General features: G+C 40.3%; 13 protein-coding genes. 8 read left to right on the top strand and 5 right to left on the bottom strand.

Annotation, left to right across the window (positions count from 1 at the left end; translation table 11 throughout):
• Positions 1 to 63 precede the first annotated feature (63 nt).
• From KV40_RS16960 to KV40_RS16935, 6 genes are all read left to right on the top strand, one after another.
• Entirely contained in the window at positions 64 to 804 is a 741-nt protein-coding gene (locus KV40_RS16960; RefSeq protein ID WP_036483992.1) for an EboA family metabolite traffic protein, read from the top strand.
• Positions 805 to 931: 127 nt separating this feature from the next.
• Positions 932 to 1,837: a TatD family hydrolase gene (locus KV40_RS16955; RefSeq protein WP_036484195.1), complete on the top strand. Its 906-nt coding sequence runs from the start codon at positions 932 to 934 to the stop codon at positions 1,835 to 1,837.
• Positions 1,838 to 1,864: 27 nt separating this feature from the next.
• Positions 1,865 to 2,776: a UbiA-like protein EboC gene (eboC, locus tag KV40_RS16950; RefSeq protein WP_036483990.1), complete on the top strand. Its 912-nt coding sequence runs from the start codon at positions 1,865 to 1,867 to the stop codon at positions 2,774 to 2,776.
• 91 nt (positions 2,777 to 2,867) lie between these two features.
• A complete protein-coding gene (locus tag KV40_RS16945; RefSeq protein WP_036483988.1) occupies positions 2,868 to 4,070 on the top strand; it encodes a 3-dehydroquinate synthase in 1,203 nt (400 codons plus the stop codon).
• A 24-nt stretch (positions 4,071 to 4,094) separates the two neighbouring features.
• The gene (gene eboE / locus KV40_RS16940; protein ID WP_036483987.1) at positions 4,095 to 5,339 is read left to right on the top strand and encodes a metabolite traffic protein EboE; all 1,245 of its coding nucleotides are present in this window, start codon (positions 4,095 to 4,097) and stop codon (positions 5,337 to 5,339) included.
• A 109-nt stretch (positions 5,340 to 5,448) separates the two neighbouring features.
• Complete coding sequence (locus KV40_RS16935) at positions 5,449 to 6,831, top strand: alkaline phosphatase family protein (RefSeq protein ID WP_036483984.1); 1,383 nt, start codon at positions 5,449 to 5,451, stop codon at positions 6,829 to 6,831.
• A 251-nt stretch (positions 6,832 to 7,082) separates the two neighbouring features.
• Here KV40_RS16935 and KV40_RS16930 read toward each other — a convergent pair whose 3' ends face one another.
• From KV40_RS16930 to KV40_RS16915, 4 genes are all read right to left on the bottom strand, one after another.
• A complete protein-coding gene (locus KV40_RS16930) occupies positions 7,083 to 8,492 on the bottom strand; it encodes an NAD-dependent succinate-semialdehyde dehydrogenase (RefSeq protein ID WP_052055709.1) in 1,410 nt (469 codons plus the stop codon).
• A gap of 626 nt (positions 8,493 to 9,118) precedes the next feature.
• On the bottom strand, positions 9,119 to 9,592 hold the full coding sequence (locus tag KV40_RS16925) for a hypothetical protein (RefSeq protein WP_036483981.1): 474 nt from the start codon (positions 9,590 to 9,592) through the stop codon (positions 9,119 to 9,121).
• Between the two features lie 243 nt (positions 9,593 to 9,835).
• Entirely contained in the window at positions 9,836 to 11,053 is a 1,218-nt protein-coding gene (locus KV40_RS16920; RefSeq protein ID WP_036483978.1) for an ABC transporter permease, read from the bottom strand.
• 82 nt (positions 11,054 to 11,135) lie between these two features.
• Positions 11,136 to 12,563 carry an efflux RND transporter periplasmic adaptor subunit gene (locus KV40_RS16915; RefSeq protein WP_036483975.1) on the bottom strand — a complete coding sequence of 476 codons (1,428 nt, stop codon included), beginning with the start codon at positions 12,561 to 12,563 and terminating at the stop codon, positions 11,136 to 11,138.
• A gap of 540 nt (positions 12,564 to 13,103) precedes the next feature.
• Between KV40_RS16915 and KV40_RS16910 the strand changes: the two genes are divergently transcribed.
• A complete protein-coding gene (locus KV40_RS16910; RefSeq protein ID WP_036483973.1) occupies positions 13,104 to 13,985 on the top strand; it encodes a lipopolysaccharide assembly protein LapB in 882 nt (293 codons plus the stop codon).
• A 63-nt stretch (positions 13,986 to 14,048) separates the two neighbouring features.
• Positions 14,049 to 14,585, top strand: a complete 537-nt coding sequence (gene pyrR / locus KV40_RS16905) for a bifunctional pyr operon transcriptional regulator/uracil phosphoribosyltransferase PyrR (protein WP_036483970.1) — start codon at positions 14,049 to 14,051, stop codon at positions 14,583 to 14,585.
• Positions 14,586 to 14,689: 104 nt separating this feature from the next.
• On the opposite strand, the gene KV40_RS16900 is transcribed toward pyrR, so the two are convergent.
• The gene (locus KV40_RS16900; protein ID WP_036483968.1) at positions 14,690 to 15,370 is read right to left on the bottom strand and encodes a methyltransferase domain-containing protein; all 681 of its coding nucleotides are present in this window, start codon (positions 15,368 to 15,370) and stop codon (positions 14,690 to 14,692) included.
• Positions 15,371 to 15,541: the final 171 nt, after the last annotated feature.

Raw genomic sequence — 15,541 nt, 5'->3', positions numbered from 1 at the left:
CGGTTTATTAAAGCAAGTGTGATTATATTTAAGTAGTAACACTAAAGTTATTACATAATCATATTGGCTGATATCGAAACTAATAACGGCGTAACTCTATTAACTAATTGGCTGTCAAGACAAATTTCACCAGAAAGTTTTGCCTGGCTGAAAGAGCGAAAAGCCGAAATTATTCGAGACGGTGCAGAAAGAAAGTTATTTACTGCTTTTAGTGCCGTCCCTCGTTACATAGAAAAAACTAATTTCCAACTAACAAACGCAGAATTAGCAACAGCAAACAATTTAAAAGCTGGCTGGAATCCCAGTCGCTGGACTTTAGACCAAGTTGGTCGTACTATTTTAATTCTTTCTTTTCCCAATCGAGACGAAGATAAATATATTAAAACTCTAGACAAAATTTTTGCGGCGGCGGATGTGGGAGAAGCGATCGCGCTATATCAAAGTCTACCTCTGCTACCCTATCCCAATAGTTTTAAATTACGAGCGGCAGAGGGCATTCGCACCAATATGACTTCGGTGTTTAACGCTGTAGCTTTGCATAATCCTTACCCTGCCAACTATCTGGACGACTTAGCTTGGAATCAAATGATTCTCAAGGCTTTATTTGTCGGTACTCCCTTGCATCCTATTTATGGTTTAAAACAACGTAACAATCAGCAACTATCCCAAATGCTGCTCAATTATGCTCGCGAAAGATTGGCAGCTAAAAGAACAGTAAATCCAGAACTTTGGGACTTGACAGCAGCTTTTCAACCTGAAGAAGTCGTTAGATTAAAAGCGGCATTTGATAAAATGCACGACTAATTTCCCAGATTCCTAAAAATTTACCACTAATTTCCCAGATTCCTAAAAATTTACCACTAATTTCTCAGATTCTCAATTTTAAACTAATTAGTAAAATAAATTCTTGATAACCATGACTAATAATAAAATGATGTTTCTCGATCCTCACATTCACATGACCGCCAGAACTACTGATGACTATCAGGCAATGGCTAAAGCGGGAATAGTTGCTGTTATCGAACCAACTTTTTGGTTGGGTCAACCCCGCACCAGTGCCGATAGTTACAAAGACTACATGAGTTCTTTGGTTGGTTGGGAAAGATTTAGAGCTAGTCAGTTTGGCATCAAACACTATTGCACTATTGGTTTGAACTCTAAAGAAGCAAATAACGAACCTTTAGCAGAAGCAGTAATGGAACTATTACCTCTATATGCCTGTAAAGAAGGGGTAGTAGCAATTGGCGAAATCGGCTATGACGACATGACTCCAGCCGAAGATAAGTACTTTCGCCTTCAGCTAGAACTAGCTAAAGAATTAAACCTACCCGTGATGATTCACACCCCCCACCGCGATAAAAAAGCGGGTACCTCTCGCAGTATGGATGTCTGTCTCGAACATGGTTTGGAACCATCTCGGGTAATTGTCGATCACAATAACGAAGAAACCTGCAAAGAAGTTTTAGATCGCGGTTTCTGGGCGGGATTTACCATTTATCCCAACACCAAAATGGGTAATGAAAGAATGGTCGAAGTAGTACGCCAGTATGGCTGCGATCGCATCATCGTCGATAGTAGTGCTGACTGGGGCGTTAGCGATCCTTTAGCCGTACCCAAAACGGCTTGGTTGATGGCAGAAAGAGGKATTCCCGAAGAACATATTCGCGCCKTTTGCTATCAAAATGCCCTAACGGCATACAGTCAAAGCGGACAAATTAAAGAAAGCGACTGGTTAAATTCCAATGCTGTAGACCAGCGGCAGCTATATAGCGGTAACTCCGTACTCAGAGGGCAACAGCCAGTAGTTGAAGCTAAAGACTCGATGGTTATTGTTTGAGTAGGAAGTAGAAAGTAAGAAATAACAATGATTACTACCACAACAAAATCACAGTCTGTCTGGGCTTATTTACAACTGCTACGTCCTGCCAATATCATTACTGCCTGGGCAGATATTTTTCTCGGCTTCGCTGCCGCTGGTGCGGTTAGTACCGAAATCAACGAAGCAAATTTTATAGCTTTAGGCTGGTTAATTTTAGCCACTACGGGACTATATGGCGGTGGAGTTGTCCTCAACGATGTCTGCGATGCCGAACTAGATGCCGTCGAACGCCCAGAACGCCCCATTCCTAGCGGTAGAGCTTCAAAAGAAGGCGCGATCGCTTTGGGAGTAGCCTTGTTATCAACAGCAATTATAGCCGCTGCGATGGTTTCAAAACTCAGTGCGGTTTTAGCCATAACTATAGCAGCAGCGGCTTTTATCTACGATAAATGGGGCAAACACCAGACTTTTTTAGGTCCTTTGAATATGGGTGCCTGTCGGGGAGGTAACTTACTACTTGGAGTTAGTGCCGTTCCTATGGCTTTAAGCGATCGCTGGTTTTTAGCTTTAATTCCCATCGTTTACATTGCTGCCATTACCGCTATTTCTCAAGGAGAAGTTCGCGGTGGTGATAAAACTACTGGTATCGTGGCGATCGCTTTAATTGCGCTCGTTATTGGCAGTATTCTCGGTTTGGGATTTTTACCACAGTACGACGTGTTAATTACACTTCCGTTTTTAGTCTTGTTTGCCTTCCTAGTCTTACCTGCCTTTGTTAAAGCTGCTGTAACTCCTCAAGCCAAACTAATTCAACTGGCGGTTAAAGCAGGAGTACTAGCTTTAATCGTTTTAGATGCAACTATAGCCGCAGGCTTTACTAACTGGCTTTATGGCTTGTGTTTGCTAGCATTATTGCCGCTATCGCGTCTGTTATCCCGTTTGTTTGCCGTTACTTAACCGCTTCGCGGTAGCCGTTAGCTAAAGGCTAAAAGCTTAAAGCTTGTTTTAATAAAATCCTTAAACTAACTACTAAGATTAATTTACTATTATGTATCTACAAGAAAGAAACACCTCAAAAATTGAGTCTTTACATCAAAGTGTTGCTGTTAGGTTTGACTACGACGTTCACTTTACCAGAGGACTATTTGAACCCAGCAATCCTTTACTAGCTAAAGTTTTAAATCGAGATAACGTTACTAAATCGATAATCGTCGTAGTTGATTCGGGTTTATTAGAACATCATCCTCAATTAGTAGCGCAAATCCAAAATTATACAAATTTTTACTCCCAAATTATTAACTTAGCTGTCGAGCCTATTGTAGTTCCTGGCGGTGAAGCTGCTAAAAATGACCCGACTTTGGTAGAGCAAATTCATCAAGTTGTCGAACGAGTAGGGTTGTGTCGTCACTCCTATATTCTGGCAATTGGTGGCGGTGCGGTAATTGATATGGTAGGTTATGCTGCTGCTACTGCCCATCGCGGCATTAGACTAGTTCGCATTCCTACCACCGTATTAGCTCAAAATGATTCGGGTGTGGGAGTTAAAAACGGCATCAATGCCTTTGGTAAAAAGAACTTTTTAGGGACTTTTGCGCCACCCGTTGCCGTACTCAACGACTTTGATTTTCTAAATACTTTAGACGATCGCGACTGGAGAGCGGGTATTGCCGAAGCGGTAAAAGTAGCCTTAATTAAAGATAGTAACTTTTGGCAGTTTATCAGCGATCGCGCCGCAGATTTGGCAAATCGTGACTCCGAGGCTATGGAGTATTTAATCTATCGCTGTAGCCAACTACATCTCAATCATATTGCTGGTTACGGCGATCCTTTTGAAATGGGTTCTTCTCGTCCTTTAGATTTTGGTCACTGGGCGGCACACAGACTAGAGCATTTAACTAATTACCGACTCAGACACGGAGAAGCAGTAGCCATCGGTATCGCTTTAGACTGTACCTATTCTTATTTGCAAGGATTGCTGACCAAAAAAGATTGGCAGCAAATTATTAAAACTTTACAACAGCTAGGTTTTAGCCTCTACGTACCCGAACTGGCGATCGATCTAGATGATACAAATTCCGAAAGCTGTGTTTTTCGAGGCTTAGTTGAATTTAAAGAGCATATAGGCGGCGAGTTGGCAATAATGTTGCTACAGGGAATCGGTAGAGGTATAGAAGTAAATACTGTAGACATTTCTTTGTATCAAAAGGCAATATTGTGGTTGCAGATGATTGAGACTAACATTTCTGCATAAGCTAATAAAAAAATTACAGTTGCCGTGAAAATAGCAGGTACCGACTTTCATCTTACCTACTGCACTAACATCCATCCTGGGGAAAGCTGGACGGAAGTTAAAGATAACCTCCAGCAATATCTTCCTAAATTAAAAGCCAGACTGGACAATCGCTCCTTGGGAATTGGCTTAAGGCTAGCAGAGGCAGCAGTGAGAGAACTACTTGCTAAAGATAATCTCTTGCAATTTCAAACCTGGCTGCAAGAACATGACTTGTATGTCTTTACTCTCAATGGTTTTCCCTACGGCGGATTTCACCATCAGGTAGTAAAAGATAAAGTATATGCTCCCGACTGGTCTACAGTCGAACGAGTAGACTATACTTTACGGCTAATTGAAATTCTGGCAACTCTCTTACCAGAAAGACTCGATGGAGGAATTTCTACTGTACCTCTATCTTATAAACCCTGGTGGCAAGATAATCCCAATGGTAGAGACAAAACCTTACATCAAAGTAGTCTGCATCTGGCGCAGATAGCAGCAAAACTGGCAGAGATTCAAAATAACACGGGCAAACTACTTCATCTCGATCTCGAACCAGAACCCGATGCCATGCTGGAAAATACAGTTGAGGTAATTAATTATTTTCATGACTGGCTATTACCTATAGCTGGTAACTGGCTACAGCAAAATTTAGGAATTAGTAAAGAATTAGCCGAGTCATGGCTGAGAAACCACATTCGAGTTTGTTACGATACCTGTCATTTTGCTGTCGAATACGAAGAACCAGAGGACGTACTTCAGAAGCTAAAAAATGCAGGGATTAAAATTGGTAAAATTCAGCTTAGTTCGGCGATAAAGATCGATCTATCGGCAGAAACAGCACAAAGGCAGGTTATTTTAGAAAAACTGTCGGCTTTTGCCGAATCTACCTATCTACATCAGGTAATTGCTCGTCATGGCGATCGCACTTTGCAGCATTATGCCGATCTTTCTCAAGCTCTACCCCATCTAGCAACTACCAAAGCTCAAGAGTGGCGCACCCACTTCCATGTACCGATTTTTATTCGTAACTATCAGCCATTTGAATCGACTCAAGAACATTTAACTAAAGTGTTGCAGCTTTTACCAGAAAATCCTGTTTGCAATCATTTAGAAATTGAAACCTATACCTGGGAAGTTTTACCACCAGAGATGAAAATGGACATTTTAACCTCCATTGAAAGAGAGTATCAATGGGTTTTAAAGACTTTGGCTTTACCTCATCAGGAAATGATGTATGTCGACTAGGAGACGAGGAGAATTATCAATCATCCTTGCTTCAAATCCTATACGAATAGTAAACAGGCAACTTAAATACTTTTCGCTCTTTATTATTAGTAAATATTTAAACGTAATTATGGATAAAACTGTCGTTCTCAACATAGTTGGTTTGACTCCTCAATTAATTGGAGAACATACCCCTTTTCTGTCTCGCTGGCAAAGTCAGGGTAAAACAGCCTCAATTAAACCAGTATTACCTGCCGTTACCTGTACCGCCCAGGCAACCTACTACACGGGAACCAATCCCAACAAACATGGGATTGTAGCCAATGGCTGGTATTTTCGCGATGAATGTGAAGTCAAACTGTGGCGACAGTCTAATCATCTAGTAGAAGCACCTAAAATCTGGGAAAAAGCGCGATCGCTAGATCCCGATTTTACCTGCGCCAATCTTTTTGGCTGGTACAACATGTACTCTTCTGTAGATTATGCGGTAACACCCCGCCCTATGTATCCCGCAGACGGCAGAAAACTACCCGATATCTACACCGAACCAATGGAACTGCGTCCCTGGCTGCAATCTGAATTAGGGCAGTTTCCCCTATTTAACTTTTGGGGTCCCAATACTTCGGTAAAATCGAGTCAGTGGATTGCTGAAGCGGCAAAAAAAATCGAACTAAAATACAGTCCTACACTTACTTTAATTTATCTACCCCACCTCGACTACTGTCTGCAAAAGCTCGGCACCGAACCTCAAGATATTGCAACTGACTTACAAGAAATAGACCGTGTGTGCCAAGATGCGATCGAATTTTACGAAGCTAGAGGTGCAAAGGTAATTGTTCTCTCTGAATATGGCATTACTCCCGTAAACAAGCCAATTCACATCAACCGCCTGTTACGTCAGGAAAATTTAATTACCGTTAGAGAAGAATTAGGCAAAGAAATTTTGATTCCTGGTGCTAGTAAAGCTTTTGCCGTCGCCGATCATCAAATTGCCCAAGTATATATTAATGACTCAAGCTGTTTCGATCTAGTAAAAAGTATTTTAGAAAATACCTCTGGTATCGAGTTAGTTTTAGATGAAGCAGGAAAGCAAAAGTATCATCTAGATCATTCTCGTTCGGGTGAATTAGTTGCAGTTGCCGATCCCGATGCTTGGTTTACCTATTACTATTGGCTCGATGATAACCACGCTCCCGATTTTGCCCGCACTGTAGATATCCATCGCAAACCAGGCTACGATCCTGTAGAGCTTTTTGTAGATCCCCATATTAAATTACCAAAGGTAAAAGTTGCTTCAAAGTTACTGCAAAAGAAACTCGGCTTTCGCTATTTAATGGATGTTATCCCGCTAGATGCCAGTTTAGTTAAAGGTTCACACGGTCACCTTACTACTTCATTAGCGCGATCGCCCGTTTTTATTACCCAACAGCAAGACTTGTTAAACACCGAAAAAATTGAGGCTACTGACGTTTTTAATTTGATTCTCAAACATCTAAGTATAGTCAATCATTAGGTTGCGCTACAGTTAACTAACTTCCTCTTCTAAATTAACTTCAATAGAGAAATAACGAGCGAATTGCTGTTTTCTACTTCGAGAACGAACGAGTTTCTACAATCGCTCTAACACAATTGATAGAATATTTCGCTAACTAATACAAATACGATAAGAGGTATGCCATAAAGCTTTAGGCACGAAGCATACCTCTATATGGAGTGACACAGAACACAACCTATAAAATAGATCGATCGAGCAATAATTCCGTTCTATTGGCTCATCATAATCGATTTGATATTAACGAACTCTTTCATGCCAAAGCCTCCGTGTTCGCGTCCATAGCCACTTTCTTTTACACCGCCAAACGGCATACTAGGCTGCGACAGGTTATAACTATTTACGTTTACCATGCCTGTATCAATCTTATGAGCGACCTTTATAGCGCGATCTCTATTCCCTGAAAAGACTCCACCACCCAAACCATATCGATGGTCATTGGCAATACGAATCGCTTCGTCTTCATCACTTACCTTAATCAATGTGGCAACTGGTCCAAAAAGTTCATCGTCATAGGCTGGCATACCAGGTTTCACATTTTCTAACACTGTTGCAGGATAAAAATAGCCCGCGCCGCTAGGAATTTCGCCACCGCACAAAATCGTCGCGCCTTTCTGGGCAGACTCTTGCACTTGGTCGTGCAGTTTTTCCCGTAAATCTTCACGGGCGATCGGTCCCATATCTGGCTCATCATTAATGGGATGACCATAGCTGACAGATTTCATCGCAGCTACAAATTTTTCTCTAAATTCGTCGTAGATGTCGTCTAAAACAATGAAACGTTTAGCGGCAATGCACGTTTGACCCGCGTTGTTAACACGTCCCTGAACGCACGTATCCATAATTTCATCTAGCTTGACATCTTCTAAAACAATGTAAGGGTCGCTTCCTCCCAATTCCAAAACCGTTTTCTTGAGATGTTTGCCAGACTCCTCAGCCACAATTTTTCCAGCTTTGGCACTACCTGTCATGGTCACACCGCGCACCTTCTCATGGGCAATCAATTCATCAACCGTTTCGTCATCTACAAATAGGACGCTGAACACGTTTTGAGGTAAGCCAGCATCTTCATAAATTTGTTTCAACTTCTCCGCCGTTTCCCAACAGATTTCGGCATGTTTGAAAGCAGTCGTATTGCCTGCCATGATGTTGGCGATGCTGTAGCGAACGACCTGGTAGCAAGGAAAATTCCAGGGCTGCATTCCTAAAATAACGCCAATTGGCTCGTAAGAAACGATTCCTCTACCGCCGCTAGAAATCTTTCTTTCTTCCTGTTTGAGTTCTTGAGGACCATTATCAGCAGTATATGTGCAAATATTTACACATAAATCGACCTCGCTATTACCCTGAGCAATAGGCTTACCCATTTGATTCGCCATCATTCGCGAAAGCTCTTCTTTATTGTCTGAAAGACCTTGTGCTATTTTCCGAATAATATCGGCGCGTTCTTCTAGAGAAGTTTCTCGCCACTTTAAAAAAGCTTCGTGGGTTTTATCGATAATGCCTTCAGCTTCTTGTTTGGTGTGCTTGTCGTAGACTTTGTGAGTTTGACCTGTTGCAGGATTTTTGGTTTCAACCTGCTCGTGCTGCGAACTGTCGATTTTGCTTTGCGTTTGTACCATTATTATATTATTTAGAACTCTATTAAAGAAAACTAGAGACTGTTAAAATATTTCCTGCCATCCACCTCAAGCAAGAAAAATGCAGTCACAGTTTTCGTAAATTACGTTGGTGTAGGAATAAAACTTTTTCACTAGCTCAAACCTTATATAGTTGAATGCAAAAAAACTAAGCTTCTCATTTCTGATTTTTCCCCAACTAAGTTATGAGATTGGAAACTAGTACGGATAGTTTGTTGGATAACAAGCTTAGTTTTTTAAGAGGCTTTAGGTTCTAATAAGAAGACCGATTTGAGCTTTGATTAAGAGCTAGCTGTTAATAAGATAATTGTTCCTTATTTAAGGCTCTCAAAAAATATTTATCTAGCCATCCATCAGTAGGGATAAATATGTGGATAGACAATTGCGATCGCCTACATTCTACCAAAACGCTAGGTATCGATCGCGAGACATAATGGTGAAGCTGCACAATAGTTCTGGTACGGCTTACTATTCTAAGCAATCTCCGTATAGTAGGGATTCATAAATTTTCTTGCTGCATTAATCCTGTAGTAAGAGCAAGAGAAAAGCGATGATAAATTTATGTCTTGCTTCTGTTGATTTTCCTTTAGTGTTGTAATATTGAGCAATTACCGAACAAGTTTTGGCTCAACTTTTTTCAAATGATTCCGAAATATTTTACGTGCAGTTTTATGGTCGCCCTTTGGAGTCAAATTGCATAACCACCATACAGAACGACTTTGATAGCATCTAGGTTTATCCGTTGCAATCAACCTACCGAGATGCTCGCAATTCCAGCCAGAGGTGGTGTATTTCCAATTGGCAAAAACATAAAGAGCGTGCTTGAGACGCTCAATTGTTACATCTGGCTGAAAAGCAATGCTATTGATGCCGATAACAAATTTTGCTCTTTTCTTTTTAAATGGACGTAATCCTTTACCTGTATCAAAAATATATACATCGGACAGACCAATTCCATAATGCCAAAATGGATCGTGTGAACTTTTCCAATTGAGCAGTCGTCCGTATTGTTTACTCGAAGGGTCAGTCAGCAAATCTATTTTTTTTATTGTTTTCTCTATTCGCTCTAAAGATTTCGGCATAAATAGCAGAAAAATAACGATTTCAAACTAGCTAATAAAAATTTATGTATAAAAGTTTTTTGAGCTTGTTTTATATAAAATATCAAGTCACTTAGCAGTAGCCATCAGTGATATCTCTATAATTTTTCTTGAAATCATGCAATAGAAAATAGTCTACGAAATCATCAGAACAGGTTAGAGAAGATTTCAATCTAAAGTAATATTTTTGTGAAATTTAAGAAGGTCAAATTAGAATTTTTGTTTTTAAACACTCCGCAACGCCACAATTGGATCTAACTTAGCTGCCGCTCTGGCAGGGAAAACGCCAAAAAATAGACCGATCGCGCCAGATACGCCTACAGCAAGCACGATCGCCACAGGAGATACTGTAGCAGTAAGGGGAGAAACTGCGCCGACGATTAAAATCCCGCCTACGCCAATAATCGTGCCGACAACGCCTCCTGCTGCCGAGAGAATAGTTGCTTCGATGAGAAACTGAGTTAAAATATCGCCTTCTTTTGCTCCAATTGCCTTACGCAAACCAATTTCCTGGGTGCGTTCGGTGACTGCTACTAGCATAATGTTCATCACGCCAATACCGCCTACCAATAAAGAAATTCCTGCGATCGCCGCTAGCAAAATCGTTAGAGCATTAGTTATTGTGCCGACAACCTGAAGAATATCTTTTTGAGTCCGAACGGTAAAATCATCTTCGCCGCTAACTTGATGGCGCAACCGCAAGAGATTTTCAATTTGAAATTTAGCAGCGCGAATGCTCTGTTCGCTATTAGCAGCGATAGAAATAAACGTTAGCTGCGTACCGTAGGGGGAGGTATCGCCGACAATCTGATTTGCCATCGTACTCAGGGGAATATAAACGTTGCGATCCTGGTTATCTCCTAAAAAAGCCCCCTTAGCTTCTAATACGCCGATAACTTTAAAGCTAATATTTTTAATCCGAATCGATTTACCCAAAGGACTTTGTTGGAGAAAAAAGCGATCGGCGATTTCTGCGCCTAAAACTACTACTCTCTGATTGCGTTTGAGGTCGCTATCGCTAATAAATCTGCCCTCAGCTAAATCGAAACTTCTTACGGCTAGATATTCGGGAGTGGTACCAATGACTGATTCTTTAGTATTGCGATTGCGATAGGTAATTAACTCATTGTCGCTAACTTGAGGGGCAACTTGTTTGACTGTTGGTACCTGTTCGTTAATAGCGATCGCATCTTCCCAAACTAGAGTTTTGGGCAAACTAAAGCTGGTTCGCCGTTCTTCTTCGGCACCAGGAACTACAAAGATTACGTTGGGACCTAAAGATTCAAACTGTTCTGAAGCTAGGGTTTGCGTACCTTCACCGACACCAACCATAGCAATCACCGAGGCATTACCGATGACAATTCCCAACATGGTTAGAGTGCTACGCATTTTGTTGGCAATTAGGGTCGAGGTTGCCATTTTAAAAGTTTCTGCTAAATTCATTCTGACTCGTTAATTTTCTGGTTTTGTTCTCGTTCTGTCATGACTCATCTAAAAAATTTTACTTGTCTTATTTGACAACTTATTACTCGTCTCCACCGCTTCTATTTTCTTCGGGTAAATCGATAAACACGCGATCGCCTGCCTCTAACCCTTCTAAAACTTGAGTTTTGTCTTCAATGGTCAATCCAATATTGACGGGTTTAAACTCTGGTTCGTCTTCGGCGTTGAGGAGCATTACTCCCGTTTCTCCTTTCTGGGTAACGATCGCTACCGTAGGAACCACTAAAGTATCTTCTAATTCTTGTCCCAAGAAGATAACATCGACGTTCATTTTCGAGCGTAACTTGTTTTGTCCCGTCACCAAACGGATTTTGACTTCAAAAGAAGTAACGTTATCTTCAATAATCGCTTCGGGAGCAATTTGTGCTACCTCACCAAAAAACACGCTATCGGGATAGGCATCAGCGATGATTCTAACTTTTTGTCCTCGCTCTAGCTGTCCCACATCTAATTCGGGGACTTTAGCCACCACTTCCAATCCCTGTGCCAGAGCCAAAATTGAAGTAGCCGAAGCCGAAGCGGTACTAGATGCCGAGGTAGAGGGGGTTACAAACGCTCCTTCAACCGCATACCTTTGAGTGACGATACCGTCAAAAGGAGCCTTAACAATAGTATCGGCATATTGAATTTGAGATCGCTCTAAAGCTGCCTGAGAAACATCTGTAGTAGCCTGTAGAGATTCAATTTCTGCCGCAGCAGTTTGCTGTCTTTGGTTTAGGTCGGTTTGAGCCTCGTTTACTTCAGCTTCTAGCTGGGCAATTTCCGAGTCACCAGTAATTTGAAGCTGCTGGAGTCTTTGCTTTAGCTCGGTGAGGGTCGCCTGTGCGTTCTGATATTCGTTCAAAGCCTCATCGAAAGTATCTTGAGCGATCGCGCCTTCGTTTAAAAGATACTGATTGCGCCTTCTGCGCTCTTTTACTAGTTCGAGACGGGACTCGGCAGCGTCAATTTGTGCTTTGGTCTGTTCGATATCTCTGGGAATTCTGGCTTGTGCCTGTTGGAGTCTAGCTCTTGCCTGTTGGAGTCTGGCTCTTGCCCGAACGATTTCAGCTTCTATTTTGGCTTTACCCTCCGATAAACCTGCCTGGCTCTGTCTTAGTTCAGCTGCGGCACGAGAGGTTTCTACCTGCTGTTCGGAGTTTTCCATTATTGCCAGAGTTTGTGCTGTCGTGACGCGATCGCCCTGTTCTACCAGAAGTTTGACCAAACGTCCTGGCTCTTTGGGACTAATGTTAACGCTTCTTACTGGCTCGACTCTACCACTAGCTTCGATTTCTACACTGAGATTTTGCTCGGTTGCTGCTACGGTTAAAGTTTCTATGTCTAACTTAGAACGAGAACTTTGCAAAATAGCATAAGTCGTTCCTCCAATTAAAATCAAACAGGTAGTTGTTAAACCCAAAAACCAGGGTAAAGAAGGTTTGACTTTGCCAATAACAGGAATTTCCATCATTAATTTTTTCAAATAGAATTTAGCTTGAATCGCGTTAGTTTTGTCTGGGTTGTCGGTACACTACCGTAAGACAAAATAGAGTCTAATCGTCAATCAAACCAACTTATTAAACGCAAATTAGAAACTTTACTAATTTAAAAACAAATGCTCGATGTTTAAGACTGAATTCGAGCAAATTGAGTCTTTTACGAACGAAGTTTACTTTATGTATATATATGCTAACTTATATGAAATTCAAATGGATGAAATCGGCAATTAAACGGGTTTTGGGCTTTTGAAATAAAATTTTTGTCACTTGAGAGCAGCGATCGCCACTGTTATTCCATCGATCGCACTATAAAAAATAAAAATTTTAAAAATTTATCGATTAAAGTGATTTTACATAAATACTGTTGCTATAGCGCGGCATTGCTGAGTTTTGCTTCCCTTAGTAGTAAACGAGCTATAAACCTTAGTATTATATTCAATGATGTTCGTAGCGATTATTGCTAAGATCGCAAGTGCCAAACATTATTAGATTGCAAATGAGGCGAAACTGTGCCAAAACTTAACTGGTTTTTATCATTAATAGCTTGTGCTGGTATTTCGAGTGTAGCTTTGCCAGTTAGAGGGCAAGCTTTACTGCCGTACGTACCAAAATTAGATTCCGAACAACTGGAATTACAGGGATTACAGCTTTTACAAGATGTGGTTCAATTAATTAGATTTCAACAATACGAATTAGCCTTACCGCGAGCCGAGTTAGCTACTCAGTTGGCTCCTAATAACTATGAGGTTTGGTTTATTCTAGGTAGTCTGTATTTGCAGCAAGATGAACTAGATCGCGGTATTGAAACTTTACAAAAAGCTGAATCTCTAGCACCAAAACAAGAGGGGATTTTGTTTAGTTTGGGCAATGCCTATTTTCAAAAAGGAGAATATCAGAAAGCTAAAGAAAAATTAGAATCAGGACTCGAAATAGAGGAAAATTCGCCCGAAGCATTATTCGATCTGGGTAATACTTATTTCAAGTTAGAAGAATTGGATAAAGCAATCGATCTTTACGAACAAGCATTCGAACGAGAAGCAAGCTTTTGGCCCGCTTTAAATAATGTCGGTTTGGTAGAATACGAACAAGGTGATATTGAAGAAGCGATCGCCAGATGGCAAAACGTCTTAGAAGTCGATGCCGAACAGGCAGAACCTCAACTGGCTTTGGCGGTAGCTCATTATGCACGGGGAGACAGAGAAAAAGGGATCGAATTAGGTAAAGCGGCTTTAGCTCTAGACGAACGCTACGGAGATATACAATTTTTAAAAGATAATCTCTGGGGCGATCGCTTAATTGAAGATACTCAAGAGTTATTAAATACACCGCAAATGCAGGCTATTGTTCCTCGCAAAGGTCAAAATTCTCAACCAGAACCAATCCTTCCTTAAAATAGGTAACGAGGAGACAGAGAAAAAAGTTATAGTTTTTTAAAACTTTCTACTTCTTAAAAAATGCCAGCCAAAATTGTAGAGATTCTTTCGGCTGAAGAAATTCGCCGTACATTAACCCGCATGGCTTCTCAGATAGTCGAACAAACTGGAGATTTGTCACAGGCGGTTTTGATTGGTATCTATACTAGAGGCGTACCCCTGGCTCATTTATTAGCGAGACAAATTGAAGTATTAGAAAATTTGCAGATTTTAGTAGGGGCGATCGATATTACTTTCTATCGTGACGATCTCGATCGCTTTGGAACTAGAACTCCAGAAAAAACCAAAATTCCTGTCGATCTAACTGGTAAAACTGTAATTTTGGTCGATGACGTTATCTACAAAGGTCGTACCATACGCGCCGCACTCAACGCCGTTACTGAATACGGTAGACCAGAAACTATTCGTTTAGCAGTATTAGTAGATCGAGGTCATCGAGAGTTGCCCATTCATCCTGATTTTACAGGCAAAAAGTTACCGACTGCCTCTGAAGAAAAGGTAAAAGTTTACTTTCAAGATATCGATGGTAAAGATGGAGTCGAACTAATTAGAAATTGAAAAATAAAACAATACGGTAATTTTAATTTATCCGTAAAAATTAAGAATTTAAAATATTTGCTAATAATTAACTATTGTCGATTGCGACAAACACTATGCCAAATTTATTTTATCAATTCCACATAAGTATTAAGCCCAATTTGTTCTTTTCGAGTATCTAAATTGTTTAGTTCGGGAAAGCTAGAAGCACCATAGTCTACAAAATTTACTTCTCGATATCCGATATGTTTTGCTACTGTTCTTAGCTCATCTCTAGAATAAAAATGAAAATGACCGTAAGCTGTAAATGCTTCTTCTTTTGCTTTGATTACGGTTTCATAATCCATAGTTTGATAGTGTTTTTGAAAAACTCCTTCTAACCCTGGAAAAGAAAGACGCAAAACTCCACCTGTTTTAAAAGTACGATAACATTCATTAAGAAAAATAATTGAATCAACTTGTTGTAGATGTTCGATAAAATCTTCGGCAAAGCCAAATTCAAAGTAGTTGTCGGGGAAGGGATGTTTTGCAGTTAAATCTACAGGATAGTAAATTATTTTATCTGGAATTAAAAACGAATTTTTATAATAAAAATCTACATTTAACCAATTTTCCAGATACTTCTTACCACAGGCATAGTTTATTTTTTTGAGGTCGCGAGCGTCTAAATTTTGAGGTTTATTAGTTTTGTTAATAAAATTTTGACTATTAAAACTTTTATAAGACGGTTTTAATTCGTATTTTTTTAATGATAATGGAAGCTTCTTTATTATTTTGTGTACGACAAAATTTCTAGATAAAACCATGTTTTTGAAACCAAATAAACATTTGTGGATATTATAATAGGTTATCTTCAAGCAGAACGGGCGAATTGACTGCTATATTGTTTTTTTAACAAGCGATCGCGTTACAAACTCAGAACAAATAGGTTATAGTAGCATTAAATTCATTGAAATTACTTAAAACCGCTTAAAAAC

It is taken from the genome of Myxosarcina sp. GI1, from assembly GCF_000756305.1.
GTDB lineage: Bacteria > Cyanobacteriota > Cyanobacteriia > Cyanobacteriales > Xenococcaceae > Myxosarcina.
Note: the sequence above shows the minus strand (reverse complement) of the source record. Positions and strands in the feature narration are given on the sequence as shown.